The organism is Pleomorphovibrio marinus, assembly GCF_003347495.1.
Classification (GTDB): Bacteria; Bacteroidota; Bacteroidia; order Cytophagales; family Cyclobacteriaceae; genus Pleomorphovibrio; species Pleomorphovibrio marinus.
Map to the genome: position 1 here is coordinate 207,093 of NZ_QCXY01000006.1, position 18,742 is coordinate 225,834.

Genomic DNA, 18,742 nt, shown 5'->3' on the forward strand with positions numbered 1-18,742 from the left:
ATAGGGTCTTAAAGGCGATGTGACATCCTGAATTTAATTCTTTCACCTAGTATTTTCCATTTGTTTAAATGAGTGACTTGTTTGATTTCAGATTCTCTTCTAAAAACAAAATACTGGTAGTCCTTTTCTTTATAATAGATACTGTAGGTTTCCATTTTGTCTAAATAAAATCCACAGGTAGCAAGATGTGAAACCAATTTGCCCGTATCTATAGGTTGGTCAATTACTTGAAGTTTATTTGCTTCATTCCTAATCATCCATTCTAAAAACCGAGGAGAGGGAATATGAATGAAAACCACCGTATGGTCATGGCTATGTTTCAGAATGGTTTTAAACAAAGCAATATGCTCTTCTTCTGGGATATGTTCCAATACATCAGGCAAAACCACAAAATCGAAGGCACAGTTAGGTTTATTAAAACCCTTCATGTCCGAAATTTCAAAGGATAGGTTTTTTTGCTTTGACCAAATTTGTTTAGCCTTGGCGATACTTTCAGGACTGATGTCCACTGCCAATACCTCCCCTTTGGGCGTTTTTCTTGCAAGCAACTGGCTTACTGTTCCAATACCGCATCCAATTTCCAAGACATTATGGCCATTTGTAAACCCGGCTTTTACCACTTTATCCAAAATGCTATAATGCCTAGAATTCACGCCTATTTTGACTTGCTTATCCGCAAATTCATCATAAAATTGAGCAATGTCCTTGGTCATGATACTGGAGTACTTTTTAAATTCCTTACAAAGATAAATAATCCAGCAAATAAAGTAATCACCACCAAATATTGAACAACCACCATCACTGGTGCCCATAGGTTGTAGCTAGCCGGCTCGAAACGCATTTCCACTTGTACATTTCCTACTGGCAGCACCAGTCCCCTCAGCAAGTAATTGACTCGATGGATGGGCACTTCCTCCCCGTTGATCAAGGCTTTCCACCCCTCAGGATAATAAATTTCTGAAAAAACGGCCAATCCACTTTGTTCTACCTGAGCCTCGTAAAGTAATTGATTGGGGGAATACGCTTTCAAAGAGATGTTACCAGCGCCAGTGGACAGTTCATTACTGCCTTGGAAGGTGGCCCTTTCAAGGGTATTTATTTCATTCAGCTTACTGATTTCTTCCTCATTGGAATTTACTCTTTCGATGGCTTGCGGAAACCAGGCCGCTCCATTGGCTCTTGGGTTTTCGATTACTGCGTTTTCTGCCCTTCCGGCCAACATATATTTTGTGTTGAGCATATTAAGCACCTGGGTTTGGGCAAAATCTAAATCGCCATCTTGTGCCTTTTTAATAAAAGATTCGATTTCGGGATTTAGGCTCCTTTCTATCACATCCTGATACCTACGTAATTTGGCTCCGTGATAGCCCCCAACACTGTTAAACCTATAGCTTGTACGGGCTTCATTGAAAGGATTCTGTAAGTTCAATACCCTGAAATAACTGTCGTCACCCTGTATTCGTTGGTCTGCTGGGGTGGGAGCAAAATATTGTTGGCTTGGATCCTTGGTGAAGCTGTCCTCATCCAGGTATCTTCTGTTTACTCCCCATACATCAATGAGAAGTAGACATGCAATTCCCAGACATGCCCAAAAATAATCCAGTTTTTTAAGCAAAACGGTCAATATCAAACCAGCCGAAAGACCAATCAAAACCACACTTCTGACAGCATCCGAGCGCAGCATTTTTTTCCTGTCCTCTTGTAGGGCATCTTGTAGCCAATCTGGAAAATTACTGTCAACGTTCCCTCTATATCCCATTATTCCTGCTGCCACAATTGCCAGGATTATCAACCCTACCGTAATACCCAAGCTAAGGAAAAATTTCTTTTTGGTTTCCTTCTGGTCGATTCGCTGTAGCAATCCTTCTAAACCTAAGCCACCGACTACTGGGATGGCGAAAAGGGTGACACCTAAGGCCATAGAAACAGCCCTGAATTTATTGAAACCCGGCAAAATGTCAAAAAGCAGGAAGTTGAACCAGGAAAGGTTTTTTCCCCACGCTAGCATCAGGGTCAACACTACTATTCCCAGAAATATCTTTTTGTAGAGGCTAGGGGCAAAGAATATTCCTATGACCATAAGGAAAAAAACAATTGCACTTCCATAAATAGGCCCACCAGTCATAGGTTGATCACCCCAGTAGGTATTTGCGTTGTTTATAAATTGGTTGATTTGAGCACCATCCACCCCCTGGGACCTTAATGCCTGCTCAGTGGTTGAATTTTTGGGAAGCTGTTCTGTGCTTGCTCCTCCATGAAAATAAGGTATCAGTAGCGTAAAGGACTCCATTTTACCTTGGGACCAATTAAAAGCATAATCCTTGTCCAAACCTGATCCAGGTTCTTGGCTGTTTTCTAATGTTCTTTCCCCCCTGATGCTATACTGCCCATATTCCAAAACTGTGGCTAACCTGGCGGCATTACCGCCAACCCCGAGTAGTGCTGCCAAAAGTAATATGCCTGAAACCTTGGCAAACTCTGGGATTGCCTTGTTTTTGAAAAACACGGTGAGTTGACCGAAAACATAAACCAAAATGATTAGTAATGTATAGTAAGTAATTTGCAGGTGGTTAAATTTTAACTGCAGCATTACTGCCAATGCGGTAAGAGCTGCCCCAAGCACCCACCTTCTGGAAAAGGCCAAATGAATACCGGCCAACATAAGTGGTATGATGCATACAGCCCATATTTTGGCATTATGCCCTGCTTCCAGGCTTAATAAATTAAAAGTGTTTAGGGCAAATGCCCAAGAGACAATGATCCCTACTAGGGGTCTCACCTTAAAGGAGAGCATCAAAAGATACATGCCCAGCATGCCAAAAAACAGCGAACCAATGGGGTGGGGAAGCCCAAGGGTAAATACCTTAATCATGGCATTGGTAATGTCTCCTTTCGTTTGGGCATGAATCAGGTAGGCAGGCATGCCACCAAACATCCGGTTGGTCCATAGTGTTTCATCTCCGGTTTGATCCCTGTGCTCCAGCACTTCTTTTGCGGAACCCTCCCATTGGAGAATGTCCGTTTGAAACATCATTTTTCCTTCGAATACTATGGGGCTGAAATAGGCAACTGTAATGATATAAAAAGATATAATCCCAATTAAATGGGGCAATACGTCTTTTTTAAAATCAATGGACATGTGGGGTTTGTTGAAGGCGGAAAATCATTTTAATTCGCAAATTAAAAATTTCTACCCATTATTAATAATTGATTCCATTTACTGGTGTATTACCGTTAAAAACACTTGGAGGAAGGGCTGGTACGGTTTCCCAAATAATACCCCAAGGATATCTCATGGGAGTTGTTTCTGAAATTGTGAATCTGGCTTAAGTTAAAATCATACGCATAACCAAATCTCAGGTTTTCGGTTACAAAAACATCCAATAACCCAACCAAAGCGGTTCTGTTTTGAGGAGTAATTACTTCCTCCCCCCTCGGACTCCCTATATTGGATCTAAATGCACCACCTGCCCAAACCCGGTCATGAAAGAGCATCATAGCGTTTATGTCAAAGCTGGTAGGACTATTAAAATCCTCCCTTATCAAGATGGAGGGTTTGAATGCACTCATTTCAGAAATGTGAATCAAAGTCCCCAGTTGAAAGAAATAATGGTTCCTGTGTACAGAAAGCGCAATATCTTCATTTTCCAGGTTTCTTTTTCCCACTAGATTAAATACGCTTAATCCGGCAAACCAAGAGTCGGAGTGAAAAAATAGGCCTGCATTTAAATTGGGAGTAAACATATTTATCCTACCCGTGGGTATCCCAGCGTCACTTGGGTCATCGGGTTGAAACATGGAGCCGTCCAACATATATTCAGTGGCCCCAGCACTTAGCCCAAAACCCAAAAACGCCCTTTCTTTTAGTTGTATTCTATAGGAATACGTGGCCATGGCAGTTTGGGTCCGTGTGGCTCCGATTCTGTCAGACAAAAGCATTGCCCCATATCCCATCCTTTCATTTTCTGAAGCCATGTCCGCAGAAACACTGAATGTTTCAGGAGACCCGGGAAAATCCACAAATTGGCTTCTATAGGTAGCCTGTACAAAGGGGTCTATCTTATATCCCGCATAAGCGGGGTTGATATGAAGGGCGTTAAAAACATACTGGCTATACTGAGGCATTTGTTGTGCTTCTGCATTATACCCTACCCAGCAAATGGAAACAAGCAAGATGCGTGTTTTCATTGCCTTCAGAATTCTTATTTTAGCACCTGTACCCATCCTTTATATCTCCTTTCTTGATTTCGGGCATCTACCCCTTTTATAAGGTAATAATAGGTGCCGCCATTTACTCCTTCTGCGTTCCAGTCGTTTTGGTAGTCTTCAGATTCAAATACAGGGTCTCCCCACCTGTTAAAGATCAGCAAACTGATTTTTGAGAACTTATGGGAGGCTCTGATAATGAAGGTTTCATTTTTACCATCATTATCCGGTTTAAACACGTTTGGAATAAAAAGAGGAGCAATGTCCACTGTTACGGAATCACTATTGTTGCTCTCATCGACGTCTGTTTCCTCGCTGCCCACATTGGCCCTATTTATTGCGGGTCCAACTTCCATCGCAACAACCGTGATAGTAATAGTCAATTCACTACCTACAGGAAACTCCTCCACTTCCCAGATCAACCTGTTTTCATTTTGAGTAAAGTTAATTACCAATGCATCTGGGTTATTGCTAACTGTGCTTTCCACATGGTCCACTTCGGTGGGTAACTCGTCAACTATTGTAACACCAGTGGCCTCGTCCAAACCCCTGTTTGTAAGGGTAAGAGTATAAACAAACTCATCTCCGTCCACAATTTCTTGGGCATTGGTTGATTTGTCTATCACCAAATCCACTGATTTTGCCCTGACTTGGGTAACTGGGCTATCCACCGTTTGGTCAAAATCGCCTATCCGTACCCGAACTTGGTTCATAATGTTTCCCTCTGCCAATGTAAGAGCGTCTATTTCGAAATGGAGTGTTTCTCCAATTGGTAAAATCCCTGATTCCCAGGAATTATTTTGCGTGAAAGCCGGCATGGCTTGTAAAACCATTACATTTTCAGGGAGTAGGTCTTCGATTTGGATTGCCTCCAGGTCAAAATCGCTGGTGTTTGTAATTTCAATGGTATAGGTGATGATTTCCCCTTCTACTGCCTGGGTTCTATCCACCAATTTTTCTATGTCCAGATCCAATATACCCACCCAAACCTCAACACTTGCTTCACTACAATTCTCGGGAATGTTAGCTTGGCAGATTTGATAACTCACAACATATCGCCCTGGTAGGCTTCCCTCAGGAACTACTAGGTTTCCTTCATCGGTAATTTGCCAATCTAAATTTACCATTTCACCATCCTCATCGGCTATTTCCAAAATAGAGCCAGAGATTTCTCCTGAAGTAAAGTCAATAGCAGAACCTTTGAAGGTGTCGTTCTCAAGAATAGGTAGTAAATTGGTTTCATATCCTTTTAAAGGACCATATTCGTCCCCTTCTGCCAGGATAGGCGCTATAATCACCTCTATGAGTACCTCATTACTAATTTCCTCCTCACACTTTTCATCTGTAACAACCCTTCTAAAGTAAGTGCTTTCCATTAACGGTTCCGGTTGATATTCCACTTCCACTGCATCCTCAATGGATACCCAGTTTTGACCATCCTCCGAATACTCCCATGAAATGGATAATAGCCCCTCCCCACCTAAAGGCTCTAATCCAACGATTTTATCTGGCGTTTCCATTTGATAAACTTGTTGCTCGCCTTCTATGTTGTTTTCGGTAATTTCTGGAAATACTTTTACCTTTACTTCTAGCCGATCCTCGGAGGTACAGCCGTCTATGGTTTGCGTAGCAAAGTACCTTCTTTCATCTTCTAATGGCGTGTCGTATGGCAATGGCTCCTCACTCTCCAAACTTTCAAACCATTCCACAGACTCCCCTTCAATTTCTATTTCTTCCAGGGTTGGTTGATTACTTTCACAAAATTCCTGATTTTCGGGTCCCTCCGGAGCTGGAGGAATACTGTTTAGTTGAAGGGTTACTATGGTAGATTGATCACCGCTGCACATGCCATTTACGGAGTACCTAAACCTGTATGTCCCACTAGTTAAATCTACACCCGCCCAAAAATTGCCAATCAACCTATCACTCTCAGTTATTTCTTCCCATATACCAAAATCGCTATATTCCCCATCCAAATAATCGAATAGATCGACAATTTCACCTTCACACACTGTTGCTGTTTGGCCAGTGCCAGGGTTGGGATCTATTAATTCTTCAGAAATAGTAAAAGTCACTTCCGCATCTAAACAATTTTCTTCATTTGTATGGCTTAGTCGGGCAATGTAAGTACCATTATGAATGGTAGGGTCGAAAGAATCAAACCAGAGACTTGTACTGTCACTTAGGATGTTGGCAGGATCTCCTTCTCTGTACCATTCCACACTTAAGAAATCCTTAAAAGGAATAAACAATCTACCTGCCTCCCCAGGGCATAAGTTTTCGGGAGTTATCTTGGGTAAATTTTCCCCTCCTATGAGGATGTGTGCATTTTGAATGTTTCCGCACCTGTCTTCAATTCGGAATTTGTACCTGCCCAAAGACAGGTTTGAGAATAAGGGATTATCTCCATTATCAATAAGTACCTCTTCCCCATTGATTTGCCGAATTTGAAAGTTGAGAGGATCATAACCATCCGCGGAGAGAGATAACTCAAAGTTGTCCTCATCACATTGATAGAAATTAGCGGATCTCAAAATGGTTCTACCCTGAAAATCAAAAGTCTTCAGTGTTTGGATACAATGGGTAGAGCTATTCTGGCCCTGCTGAATTGTGTCCCCACTCTTCCAGACCCTTGCGGATTTTACAACCCTGAACTTTCCGGTGTGGGAAATATTGTAATTAGTGGCCATATTATTGAGGAGCAGGGAATTGTTGGCCGTTATTTCCTGTCCCTCTTCATAAACAGCCTCTGTGGCTGGATGAACCCACTGGCCTGATTCTAGATCCAGTTTCTGTAAACCGAATCTTACATTTTGGTTATCTTCAAAATTATCTTCGTGATCCAAAAAAATGTTAAAAGTGCCACAATTCTGTTCCACCTCGACTACGCTTTTGGCTATTTCGGTTCCTTCCACGGTATATTCGCCAAATCTTTCTTCCCCACAATTGGTCAACACCCTAAACCTGTACTCTCCTGCTGGAAGGTCAGTTAAAAACATTCTTCTAAGGTCATTTTGATTTACAAAACCAGTAAGGTCCTGAGGCAAGTCAGTGGTGTACTCTGGAGGTGCTTCCAACAATTCCACTTCCAAAAGTTGGTAATCCCAATTCATCATTTCCAATGTACTCAAGCCCTCAGTACAGCTTTTTAGTTCATTGAAGTATGGGTCGGTAATAGAAATAGAATGGTTAAAGGAAAAATTATCTGTGTTTCCGCAGGCATCTTCTACTTCAATACGGTAGGTGCCCTCAGGAATGGGATTTTCCACACTCCCAAATAGCAAAAGTTCATCGTCAAAAGGACCGGGGTAATTTGCCTGCTCACTCTCTGGATCAAAATCATCCGGGTGTTCGGTGAAATTAACCGTAAAAGAAGAGTGGAAATTTCTTACCTGAATCGCAATCCTTCGGTTTCCACAAAACCCAGCTCCCCAATTGAAATCGTCGGATATGGTTAAACTTCTATCTATGGTTAAATTTTCATGGGAATCGGTATTCCCACAAGCATCCGTAAGGCTAAGATCATAGACATAGGCTTGTCCATGAAAAAAAGGGATATCAGCATAAAAATACCCATCTTCCATATCTTCTTCCTCCACAATCTCTTCTACATCGGATTGAGTTCCGTCTGGAAAGGTTATGGAGAAGTTAGCTTGCAAAGGAAAGCTGAGGGGGGCGCCAAGGTTCCTAACCCTGTGACCTACAGTTATGCTACCACATTCTGGAAGTTCCGCCTTGAATTCCCGATTGGTGGGTTGAAACTCGATACTGGTGCGCAAGATTTCAATTTCTTGAGAAAGCCGATTTTCACAAGAATCGGTTACCCAAACCGTATACCTTCCAGCTGGTAGTTCCTCAAAAAGAGGGGAAGCCTGAGGGGGTTTGTTTACTGGCCCACCCAGCTCATATGATTGTGGTGAACCACCCGAAACTATGGCTTCAATTGATCCATCACTATCTTCACATTCGTTTTGGGCCTGCAATGAGAATCTTAATGCAGTAAAATCACTTGTTACTTGAATGTTTTCTGTTAGCTCAATGGAATCACCATTGGCAACAAAACTTGCTATAAGCCTGTATCTTTCCTCCCTTAAACCTGTAAATTCTCCTTCTTGATTTTCTTGAAAAACCGTATTTGGGTTTGCCTGCCTATATAATCTGAAATTTAGGTCTTCCAAATTATCATCCCCTACTACTCTGGCAGAAATTCCACCATCACCTGAACATTTGGCTGGAATTACATCAAACTCTAGCGTCACTCCATTTTGTCCGAGGGCGTTGGAGGTCGAACAAAATACCACCAAAAAGTTAAGCAAGGAAAATGCCCTCACGATTCCCCAAAAACTGTTAACCAACTTCATACTTTTAAGGCAAGGAACAAATCTATTTTAGTAGGACTACTTTCAACGTGCCATCTAATGATCTAAAGATAATTTCAAATCCCGTCCTTGTTTTGGGTTTGTCCAATTGCGTGGACAATTTACAAAAAATCTTATGATCAATTCAAGAATACAACTTCTGAATCAATAATCTTGCTGTTTACACAAATTTAACTCAAATTAATGGAACAGTAATGTTGTAACGTGAAAAATGATATATTATTTACGAAAAATTAAACTTTGAAACCAAATCCTAAGAGATTGATCCATGTTTATTATAAAAAATAAAGGTCTCCTGCATAGCTTTTTTTAAAAAAAGCTATGCAGGAGACCTTTATACAACAGGATATTACTCCTGCACAAATTGTGCTTTTCTTAGTTGTTAGGATGCAAACTGATCATTTGAAAATTTTTCAGCTTGCAGGGATTGTACAATTGCCTTCAATAAATGAAGCACGAACTTATCCTTGATTTTATTCTCCAAAAATTTGCTGTCATAAATGGTTTGGGACCTTAGCAGTACCGTCATTATTTTTCCAAGTGTTACCGTATCCAATCCATAAAGGTTTTGTGGTTGGTTATAGTATTTTTCTGCTTCCTGTAACCAAGAATGCCAATCAAATAGAGGCACCAGCCTTAATTTCAGAACAGAATCCAAAAGCCTCACATGAATGCCTCTGAAACCTAAAGTTTCTAAAGAGAGGTTTTTCAGGTTTATTGTGCCAAAATTCAGCTCTGCTTTGTAGAACTTTAATTCCATTTCTTGAATAAGATCAAAGATGGGCCTCAAACTTCCTCTGCTAATAATTTTGCAATGGTCAGTAAAACTTACTAAAGGGATAAATAATGGGGTTTGCTCTTGTGCCATGATTATGGTGATTTAATATTGTGGAAGGCTTCAATATTTAATTTTTTAGTGTAAAACCTAGAATAAATATTTTATATTTCTGTTATCTCAACGAAATTTTACTCATTCTTGTTTTAAACTAGTTGGTAACTTTATTCTTTAAGCTATTATTTTGCCTTTTAAAGAAACCTTAATTTGTTGGTTTATTTCTTTAATTCTTTTAACGCCACTAAGTAACGACTATTTTTCCAGTAAAAAAATACCGTGATCGGGGTATTTTTGCCGATGAAAAGCATCTATTGTTATTCTTACAGAGTATTAATTATTTATTGTATCATTTTAATATGCTAGAAATTGTTTCAATCGGTGAAGAGCCCGCTTTTCTACATAAAAAAAGCAATTTTCATTTGTAATTTTACATGATGGTTCTGGAATCCATCAATTTTGTTTTATTTTTGTGTACCGTAAAAAAAAAGCTACATGTTTGACAATTTAAGTTATAAATTAGACCGAGCCTTCAAAACCTTGAAGGGAACCGGGAAAATTACAGAAATCAATGTTGCCACCACAGTTAAGGAAATAAGAAGGGCGCTCATCGATGCCGATGTTAACTATAAAGTTGCCAAAGACGTTACCGACCGAATCAAGGAAGAGGCACTGGGTAGGGATGTATTGATAGCCGTTTCACCAGGTCAGCTCCTGGTAAAGATCACGCAAGAGGAGCTAACAAAGTTAATGGGAGGGGAGAAGGAGGAGATTAACCTTAAGGGAGATCCTTCCGTTTTGTTGATATCTGGACTTCAGGGTTCGGGCAAGACTACTTTTTCTGGAAAACTGGCCACTTACTTAAAGAAACAGGGCAGGCAGGTATTGCTGGTAGCCTGTGATATTTATCGGCCCGCAGCTATTGAACAGCTTAAAACGCTCGGTGAGCAAATCGGTGTGGAGGTGTACTCTGAGCCGGAAAATAAAAACGCAATGGAAATTGCCCAAAATGCCATTTCTTATGCCAAAAAAACAGGAAAGAAAACGGTCATTGTGGATACTGCAGGTAGACTTGCGGTGGACGAGGTAATGATGAATGAAATTGCGGCGTTAAAAGAAAAACTTAATCCCTCCGAAACCCTGTTTGTGGTTGATGCCATGACCGGCCAGGATGCGGTAAACACTGCCAAAACTTTTGATGAAAGGCTGAACTTTGATGGAGTAGTACTCACAAAGCTGGATGGGGACAGCCGTGGCGGTGCTGCCATTTCCATTAGGCATGTAGTGGATAAACCGATTAAATTTATTTCCACGGGAGAAAAGATGGAAAATCTCGATCTGTTCTACCCAGGGCGGATGGCCCAAAGGATACTGGGAATGGGGGATGTGGTTTCTTTGGTGGAGAAGGCACAACAGACCTTTGACGAAGATGAGGCCAAGCGAATTAATGCCAAAATCCGGAAAAACCAGTTTAATTTTGACGATTTCTTGTCCCAGATGGAGCAAATCAAAAAGATGGGTGACATCAAGGATCTTTTAGGCATGATCCCTGGGATGGGCAAGGCAATCAAGGGAATGGACATCGATGATGATTCCTTTAAACCCATAGAAGCTATCATTCGCAGTATGACCCCTCAAGAAAGAGAAAACCCATCCTTGATCGATGGCAGCAGGAGGAAAAGGATAGCCAATGGTAGTGGAAGAACTATCCAAGAAGTCAACAATCTCATGAAACAATTTGGAGATATGAGAAAATTGATGAAACAAATGAACAAAATGGGGGGAGCTCAAAAGGCCATGGCCGCGATGAACCCTAAAAATATGGGTAGAAGATGATGTTTTCATAGCGATGGCTATTAAAAAAAAGGTGAACCTTGATTGCTAGGTTCACCTTATATTTTTCACTGGTATTAAAGTTCGTCTGCCTCTTCTTCTGAGGGATCATATTCAATATCAAGATCTAGGTCTGCTTCTTCTATCTCCAACATCGCAGGAGCATCTTTATCTATCACTATTTCTCTCCTCACGAGTTCCTTCATCACATCCATTTGCTGCTCAAATTCGGCATTCTCTGCATGAAGCTCATTGAACCTTTTTAACAGCTCATCATCATCATAATCCGCATAACGCTCTATTCTTTGCTTCCGGAGGCGTTCTTTTTTATCTTCAAGCATGCGCTCTTTCCTCTCAGAAATGGAATCCTTATATTTAGCAATCATTTTACCCATTTCGTCATGCTCTGCAAAGGGTGCTGCACTCACAACGATCTCACTGGTTTCACCTTCGATATTGACTACCGTTAGGGTATCCATTTTATTGAGGTAATATTCATCACCGGTTTCAGTGTCCAAAATGCGTTCTTCCTCGAAAACATACCGATCTTCCTTCGGAGAGGAACAAGAAAGTAGGACACCAACTGAAACTAGTATTAAGCAAATCCTTTTCATGGCAATTGAAATTTAATAATTGGTTAATTCAAACTTTTTTAGTAATTATATTTTACAAGCTGCGAATTTGAAACGCAATTTTCATCCATTAAACATATAGTTGAAAAGTTTTTCGGGTTCAATCACGTTCCTTTTTTTCAGCAGCATGTACTTATAAAAGCAAAAACCATGACAAAAGGGATTCAGTTCATCCATTTATTCATAAATTTCAAAAAATTCTCTTTATATAGGTCACTCACGGTAATTTGAAGTGTGCCCAAATCCACCTGGTTTTTTGTAACGGATTGGATATGATCTAAGGAAATAATAAAGGAACGGTGAACCCTCATGAATGTTTCTGAAGGAAGGAGCTCTTCCATGTTTTTTAGGGAAGTAAGTGAGAGAAGGGGGTGCGTTTTGCTTTCCAGGTGAACTTTTACATAGTCCTTGTATCCCTCCACACATATAATGTCTTTTAATAACACCTTTACCAACTGGTATTCTACTTTTATAAAAATATATTCCTGTGCAGAGCTTTCGGCTTGAGCTTTTACTTCTGTTTTTTCATTCTCTAAAAGTGGAAGGATTTTACTACATGCCTTAAGAAACTCCTCATAGCCAAAGGGTTTTAACAAATAATCTAAGGCACTCACTTTGTACCCTTCAATGGCGAATTGGTCGTAGGCAGTAGTAAATATGATTTTCGGTTTTTCGGATTCCTTTTTCCCTTCTAGTATCCTAGCCAACTCCATACCTGAGAGATCAGGCATCTGAATATCTAAAAACACCAGGTCTATCTTATTTTGATTCATAAAGCTAAGGGCATCGATGGCATTCTCAAATTTGGCCTCGAGTTCTAAGAAATTGGTTTGGTTAATGAATCCGCAAACTAGCCCAAGTGCCAGGGGTTCATCATCAACTGCAATGCATTTTACTTTCTTTTCGGTCATTTTAAATCAATGCTTAGGTAAACCCTATATTCGTTGGCATCGTTTTGGTCATCTATAGCTAGGGAGTGATTCTGGCTATAAATCAGGGACAGTCGCCTGATTGTATTGGCCAAGCCTATTCCTTTATGACTGGATTCAGGGCTGGATTGGACTTTTTCCGTTATACGGTTTTTCACTTCTAGTGTCAACCTGGATTTTTGTACCTTTAGTTTTACCACAATGAAACTCTCGTGTTTTCCGCTGATTCCATGTTTAAAAGCATTTTCTATAAATGGCAAAAGCATCATTGGGGCTATGACTACATCCTCAAACTGTTCCTGGATTTCAATGTGTAATTTCACTTTTTCAGAAATCCGCATTCTCATGAGGTCCAAATAGTCCTTGATAAAATTGACTTCGCTGCTCAAAAGTGTATTATCCCTTTCTGTTTCATACAGCACGTAACGCATCATCCTGGAGAGTTTTAGAAGAGCTGCTTTTGCTTTTTCTACGTCGAAACTCGTTAATGCATATATGTTATTTAACGTATTGAAAAAAAAGTGTGGGTTGATTTGCGCTTTTAAGTAAGATAATTCCGAATTTACTTTTTGCTCTTCGAGTTGTCTTCGCACCAGGTCCTCAAACTGCCATTTCTGTACAGCGGCTATACTGGTGCCTACCCCCACACTAAGAGAATAAAGCATGAAGAAATAGATATCGCTTCCAATATGACGTGGTTTTGGTACATAGGGCTCCCCAGGTCTAAATGCGTTGTGCATTTGTTCCGGAAGGCGTACTAGTTGATCATATTGTTGGACCATTAGCCAAAAACCTATACCTGCGAAAAAGACGATAGTAAGGAATAGCCATACTTTTCCTTTAAATAAATATTGGGGTACCAGGTAATAGATATTGCTATAGAATACGCTTACCACTATGGCAAGGATGATCAATTGTCTTACCCAAAACTGGTATGGAAGCTCCACTCTCCATGACAACGGACTGAGCAGAAAAAAAACAACCACAACCAAAACCCAACCCAACAGATGTAGGATGATGGAGAGATTTCTACCAAATAGATGTGGTCTTTTCATATGTTTATAATTTCTTTTCAGCGGTCATATAGCCTGCCCCTGCCTGCCCCGAACTCGTTTCGGGGGAATCTCGCAACGATAATCATCCCCTCGTGTGTCGCTCGCGTCATGCCCTGACTGCCGTCAGGACAGGCTCGATTTCATGTGTTTATATTTTCTTTTAAGCGGCCACATGGAATCTCGCATGTTCAATAATCATCCCTCGGTGTGTCGTCTTCGTCATGCCCTGACTGCTGTCAGGATCGTAGTGACGGTTCGAAATTAAATACTTTCAACCAACGATAAATTGCTCCCAAGAGCCATAAATTGTCCGGTATCGATGCATTTTTTACATTACAAACTTATGGGAAAGTTTAATTAAACCACTATGAAATATACCGATAGAGCTTATGAACCCTTGAATGGGCAGAAAGTATCTACCAAACTCTAATTTCTTCTTATTCCAGGCGATAATTGGTTTCTGTCGATGAATTCTGCCAGATCGTCTAATGCGTTTTTATAAGAGAGGTAATTTAGGTTGATTTGCCTTATCGAAATTTTAACCTGTCATGCACACTATCATGAAACTTAAATTAATTGTAAATTTTATTTTCCTTACATTTTTAGCCATGAATACGGCTTGGTCTCAAGAAGACAAGCAGAGTTACGGCATCAAGGGCAAAGTGATCAATCAAGACACGGAGTTACCAGTTTCTTATGCTTCCGTGATTTTGTTGGACGAGAGTACCGAGCAAAACATTGCCGGAGCTGTAGCCGATGAAGACGGAGTGTTTTTCATCAAGGGGTTTAAAGATGGTACTTACAAGCTGAAAGTCTCATTTATGGGATATGAAATGGCCGAAGCTGCTACCATTGAGGTCACTCCCTCAGCTAACTTTTTTGATTTAGGAAATGTGTGGATGGAAGAAGAGTCTGTGGCTTTGCAGGAAGTTACGGTGCAAGGCCAACGGCAACTTGTGGAGGAAAAGGTAGATAGGACCATTTATAATGCTGAGTATGACCAAACCACCGCCGGCGGGGATGCATCGGATGTTTTAAGGAGGGTTCCCATGCTTTCAGTGGATCTCGATGGAAATGTGTCCATGCGAGGAAGCGGAAATATCCTTGTCTTAATAGATGGCAGGCAATCTGCAATTGTCGCAAACAACCTGGCCGAGGCCTTGAAGCAGATCCCGGCGGAGGAAATCAAATCTGTAGAAGTAATTACTTCCCCATCCGCAAAATATGATGCAGAAGGTACCGGGGGAGTTATCAATATTGTAACCAAGAAAAATAAACTGCAAGGTCTTTCTTTGAACCTAAATAGCAGTGCCGGTTTGAGGGGGAGTAACATTGGACTAAACGCCAGTGCCAAGAAAGATAAAATGTCTTGGACACTGGGAGGCTTTGGCCGGGCAGGATACAACATCCTCGGCTCTTTTGAAAACGACCAGACCTTGATTGATCCGGAAGGTGGATCCACTAGGATTATGCAACAGGCAGATACCCGCAATAACATGCTTTTTGGAAGGTACAATTTCGGTTGGGATTACGAAATTGACAAGTATAATTTCCTTACTGCTTCGGTAAGTGTGGGAGTAAGGAATATGCGGAACCGTCAAGATGGTTTGCTAACTGATACTTACATAGAGGACATGTTGTTTAATAGTGTGCTGAGAGACGTTACCGTAGACAACCTTTCTAATACCATAGATGTCAATTTCAATTACACAAAGACTTATGAGAAGCCTCAAAAAGAAGTCGCAATAACAGGTCTTTACAGCAGAAATAACCTTACGAATAACTTTACAAATAACCTTTATGATGCAAGTTTTGACGAAGTGGTAAACCGAATCCGGAATGTGAACCCAGGCATAAATGAAGAATTTACCCTACAGTTGGATTATGTAACCCCTTTGGGCAAAGGAGAAAACCAAATCCTGGAATACGGTGCCAAGAACATATTACGAAAAGCAGTCAGTGAATTTTCCTACTTCACTGCGGAGGGACTTGATGCCCCTTTTATTGAGGAGGAGGATGTCACGTTGTCCAATGAGTTTAACTATGACCAAAATATTACTGCTGGGTACCTGTCCTTTACCCAGGGTTTCTTGGAACATTATACCTTAAAAGCTGGATTAAGATACGAATATACTACCATCCAGGCTGATTTTAGGAACTCTGAACTACCTGCTGATATTCCCGATTATGGGGTTTTTGTACCAAGTGTCAACTTAGGAAGGAAACTGGGAAATGGAAATATGATTAAGGGAGCCTACAATAGAAGGGTTCAAAGGCCATCATTGACCTTTCTGAATCCAAACATACAGGCAGCTAACCCACTACAGATTACTCAAGGAAACCCAATGCTGGATCCAGAGTTGACCGACAACTATGAGCTCTCTTACAGTACTTACATAAAAGGATCATCCTTGAATTTAACCTCCTATTTCAGGAATACTTCGGGATCTATACAGCCACTGCGGGTTATCCAAGATGACGACATCATCTTTACCACCTTCGAAAACATCGGTCAGGAAAGGGCCTATGGGTTTAGCGTCTTCTCTAATGTGAACATTTCCGGGAAGTTTTCGCTGAACGGGAGTGTAGACACCTATTATGCACAGCTAGACAATGGAATTGAAGATCCTTTGTTTGCTGCATCCAATGAGGGATGGGTACTCAGTGGACGATTATTCGGAAACTATACCCTACCTAAAAATTGGCAGATCCAAGCCTTCTCCTTTTACAGGGGTAGAAGGGTTGAACTTCAAGGCAGCTCCGGAGGATTTGGTATTTACAGTTTGAGCATTAACAAGCAGTTTAACGAAAAGCGTGGCACAATAGGTTTTGGTGCAGAAAACTTTTTCACTACTGAATTTAGAATCAGGAATGAACTTAGTACGCCTACAATAATGCAGCAAAGCATCACAGGATTGAGAAACATGAATTTTAAAATCAACTTCTCTTACAGACTCGGAAAAATTAGTGTGGATGGGCCTAGTAGAAGAAAAAAGCGAACCATCAAAAACGAGGATTTGAAAGAAGGAAGTGGAGGGACAATGATTGAGAATTAAGAGAAACACCTACTAACAATATAAAAAAGCGACCCATTTACAGGTCGCTTTTTTTATTGGGAAATAAAATCGAATATTTTGTTAATCTACATAAAGAACTTTCTTCACGGCCTCAACAGTACGCTTGGCATTTGGCAAGGTTGCCTTAATGTAGGCAGGCGAATAACTTAGTGGAATATCCATGGAGTTAACTCTCAAGACAGGGGCATCTAAATAATCAAAGGCATTCTTTTGGATCATAAAAGCCAAATCTGTCGCAATGGATGCTACAGGATTTGCTTCCTCTACAATTACGCAACGGTTGGTCTTTTTCACCGATTGGATCACAGTATCATAATCGATCGGTTTAACGGTACGCAAATCAATTATTTCCACATCGATATCGTCTTTTGCCAATTCATCCGCGGCTTCATACACAGACTTGATTATTTTGCCAAAGGAAACAATAGTTACATCTTTGCCCTTTCTTTTGATGTCAGCCACTCCCAGTGGCAAGAGGTATTCACTGTCAGGAACCTCCATTTTGTCCCCATACATTAATTCCGACTCCATGAAAATCACTGGATTATCATCCCTGATAGAGGCTTTTAATAATCCCTTGGCATCATAAGGGTTGGAAGGAACGACCACTTTAAGACCGGGGGTGTTGGCAAACCAGTTTTCGAAATTAGAACTATGGGTGGCTCCGAGCTGTCCCGCATTTCCGGTAGGGCCCCTAAAGACAATGGGTACTCCATATTGCCCACCTGACATGGCCCGCATTTTTGCAGCAGAATTGATTATCTGATCCATGGCCACCAAAGAAAAATTAAAGGTCATGAACTCGATAATGGGACGTAGGCCGTTCATGGCAGCACCTACACCCAATCCTGCAAAGCCCAGTTCAGAAATTGGGGTATCAATCACCCTGTCAGGACCGAACTCGTCGAGCATTCCCTGACTGGCTTTATAGGCGCCATTATATTCGGCAACCTCTTCTCCCATGAGAAAGACATTTTCGTCCCTTCTCATTTCTTCTGACATGGCATCGCGTATGGCGTCTCTGAATTGTATTTCTTTCATTTATTTGCAAAATTTTCTATTGTCGTAAAAATAGAAAGGAATCTCCCAATTAACAAACCCCCATTTGCTTTAGCTACCATATTCTTTTTTATTTGTGCAGGTTTTATGCCCATTTTGTATCTCACGAAATAGGATGGATAAATCCTTTACTTGCTATTATGGGAGTACCTAAAATACTGGTAAATAAGACTGTACCTTTCTTTATTGAACTATATTTCTAAAAAAATATGAGAAAAATAGCCCTTATTTCAGATTCTCATGGACATGTTGATAGCTCTATTCTCCAAATCCTGGAAAATGTGGATGAGATATGGCATGCAGGGGATATAGGCCAACCGGATATTATTAATTCCTTACCAAATGGAAAGATCTTAAGGGTAGTATCTGGAAACATTGATGACAATGGGGTAAAGATGAAATACCCTGAAACCTGCGAGTTTGTTGTGGAGGGGTTGAAAGTGCTAATGACCCATATAGGAGGGAGGCCAGGGAGGTATGCGAAAGGGATAAAACAATGGATAAAAGCACAAAACCCTGACTCCTTTATCTGTGGACATTCGCATATTTGTAAAGTAATGTTCGATAAAGAATTGGGATGTTTATATATGAATCCCGGTGCCATTGGGCACCAAGGGTTTCATCAAACAAGGACAATGTTACTTTTTGAGGTTGTGGGAGGAAAAATAGAGAACCTCAGGGTGGTAGAATTGGGTAAAAGAGGAAGAGCCTTGGAAAAAACCAAGGCCCTTTAAAATATT

12 protein-coding genes are annotated in these 18,742 nt (G+C 40.8%); 3 read left to right on the forward strand and 9 right to left on the reverse strand.

Going from position 1 to position 18,742, the window contains the following annotated elements; all coding sequences use genetic code 11:
* Positions 1-8: 8 nt before the first annotated feature.
* The 5 genes from DB520_RS16150 to DB520_RS16170 all read right to left on the reverse strand — a co-directional run bounded on the left by DB520_RS16150 (position 9) and on the right by DB520_RS16170 (position 9,453).
* Positions 9-713 carry a class I SAM-dependent methyltransferase gene (locus DB520_RS16150; RefSeq protein WP_114750760.1) on the reverse strand — a complete coding sequence of 235 codons (705 nt, stop codon included), beginning with the start codon at positions 711-713 and terminating at the stop codon, positions 9-11.
* On the reverse strand, positions 710-3,139 hold the full coding sequence (locus DB520_RS16155; protein WP_114750761.1) for a hypothetical protein: 2,430 nt from the start codon (positions 3,137-3,139) through the stop codon (positions 710-712). The genes DB520_RS16150 and DB520_RS16155 overlap by 4 nt, the downstream gene beginning before the upstream one ends.
* Before the next feature lie 95 nt (positions 3,140-3,234).
* Positions 3,235-4,188, reverse strand: a complete 954-nt coding sequence (locus DB520_RS16160; RefSeq protein WP_232835015.1) for a PorP/SprF family type IX secretion system membrane protein — start codon at positions 4,186-4,188, stop codon at positions 3,235-3,237.
* 14 nt (positions 4,189-4,202) lie between these two features.
* On the reverse strand, positions 4,203-8,567 hold the full coding sequence (locus DB520_RS16165) for a T9SS type B sorting domain-containing protein (RefSeq protein ID WP_114750763.1): 4,365 nt from the start codon (positions 8,565-8,567) through the stop codon (positions 4,203-4,205).
* A gap of 400 nt (positions 8,568-8,967) precedes the next feature.
* Positions 8,968-9,453, reverse strand: coding sequence for a DUF6508 domain-containing protein (locus tag DB520_RS16170; protein ID WP_114750764.1), 486 nt, complete (start codon positions 9,451-9,453; stop codon positions 8,968-8,970).
* A 459-nt stretch (positions 9,454-9,912) separates the two neighbouring features.
* On the opposite strand from DB520_RS16170, the gene ffh reads away from it, so the two are divergent.
* Positions 9,913-11,253, forward strand: a complete 1,341-nt coding sequence (gene ffh / locus DB520_RS16175) for a signal recognition particle protein (RefSeq protein WP_114750765.1) — start codon at positions 9,913-9,915, stop codon at positions 11,251-11,253.
* 74 nt (positions 11,254-11,327) lie between these two features.
* Here the strand turns inward: ffh and DB520_RS16180 are convergent, their stop codons facing one another.
* From DB520_RS16180 to DB520_RS16190, 3 genes are all read right to left on the reverse strand, one after another.
* On the reverse strand, positions 11,328-11,864 hold the full coding sequence (locus DB520_RS16180; protein ID WP_114750766.1) for a hypothetical protein: 537 nt from the start codon (positions 11,862-11,864) through the stop codon (positions 11,328-11,330).
* A gap of 182 nt (positions 11,865-12,046) precedes the next feature.
* The gene (locus DB520_RS16185) at positions 12,047-12,793 is read right to left on the reverse strand and encodes a LytR/AlgR family response regulator transcription factor (RefSeq protein WP_114750767.1); all 747 of its coding nucleotides are present in this window, start codon (positions 12,791-12,793) and stop codon (positions 12,047-12,049) included.
* A complete protein-coding gene (locus DB520_RS16190) occupies positions 12,790-13,866 on the reverse strand; it encodes a sensor histidine kinase (protein ID WP_114750768.1) in 1,077 nt (358 codons plus the stop codon). The genes DB520_RS16185 and DB520_RS16190 overlap by 4 nt, the downstream gene beginning before the upstream one ends.
* A 560-nt stretch (positions 13,867-14,426) precedes the next feature.
* On the opposite strand from DB520_RS16190, the gene DB520_RS16195 reads away from it, so the two are divergent.
* Complete coding sequence (locus DB520_RS16195; RefSeq protein ID WP_114750769.1) at positions 14,427-16,922, forward strand: TonB-dependent receptor domain-containing protein; 2,496 nt, start codon at positions 14,427-14,429, stop codon at positions 16,920-16,922.
* Between the two features lie 81 nt (positions 16,923-17,003).
* On the opposite strand, the gene DB520_RS16200 is transcribed toward DB520_RS16195, so the two are convergent.
* Entirely contained in the window at positions 17,004-17,984 is a 981-nt protein-coding gene (locus DB520_RS16200; RefSeq protein WP_114750770.1) for a pyruvate dehydrogenase complex E1 component subunit beta, read from the reverse strand.
* A gap of 227 nt (positions 17,985-18,211) precedes the next feature.
* Here DB520_RS16200 and DB520_RS16205 point away from each other — a divergent pair, with 227 nt between their 5' ends.
* Complete coding sequence (locus tag DB520_RS16205; protein WP_114750771.1) at positions 18,212-18,736, forward strand: metallophosphoesterase family protein; 525 nt, start codon at positions 18,212-18,214, stop codon at positions 18,734-18,736.
* The last annotated feature ends 6 nt before the right edge of the window (positions 18,737-18,742 follow it).

What these genes read in the sequence shown, in the direction of transcription:
- DB520_RS16155 (WP_114750761.1), bottom strand. Translation starts at nt 3,139, where the DNA reads ATGTCCATTGATTTTAAAAAAGACGTATTGCCCCATTTAATTGGGATT.
- DB520_RS16160 (WP_232835015.1), bottom strand. Translation starts at nt 4,188, where the DNA reads ATGAAAACACGCATCTTGCTTGTTTCCATTTGCTGGGTAGGGTATAAT.
- DB520_RS16150 (WP_114750760.1), bottom strand. Translation starts at nt 713, where the DNA reads ATGACCAAGGACATTGCTCAATTTTATGATGAATTTGCGGATAAGCAA.
- DB520_RS16185 (WP_114750767.1), bottom strand. Translation starts at nt 12,793, where the DNA reads ATGACCGAAAAGAAAGTAAAATGCATTGCAGTTGATGATGAACCCCTG.
- DB520_RS16200 (WP_114750770.1), bottom strand. Translation starts at nt 17,984, where the DNA reads ATGAAAGAAATACAATTCAGAGACGCCATACGCGATGCCATGTCAGAA.
- DB520_RS16165 (WP_114750763.1), bottom strand. Translation starts at nt 8,567, where the DNA reads ATGAAGTTGGTTAACAGTTTTTGGGGAATCGTGAGGGCATTTTCCTTG.
- DB520_RS16195 (WP_114750769.1), top strand. Translation starts at nt 14,427, where the DNA reads ATGAAACTTAAATTAATTGTAAATTTTATTTTCCTTACATTTTTAGCC.
- DB520_RS16180 (WP_114750766.1), bottom strand. Translation starts at nt 11,864, where the DNA reads ATGAAAAGGATTTGCTTAATACTAGTTTCAGTTGGTGTCCTACTTTCT.
- ffh (WP_114750765.1), top strand. Translation starts at nt 9,913, where the DNA reads ATGTTTGACAATTTAAGTTATAAATTAGACCGAGCCTTCAAAACCTTG.
- DB520_RS16190 (WP_114750768.1), bottom strand. Translation starts at nt 13,866, where the DNA reads ATGAAAAGACCACATCTATTTGGTAGAAATCTCTCCATCATCCTACAT.
- DB520_RS16205 (WP_114750771.1), top strand. Translation starts at nt 18,212, where the DNA reads ATGAGAAAAATAGCCCTTATTTCAGATTCTCATGGACATGTTGATAGC.
- DB520_RS16170 (WP_114750764.1), bottom strand. Translation starts at nt 9,453, where the DNA reads ATGGCACAAGAGCAAACCCCATTATTTATCCCTTTAGTAAGTTTTACT.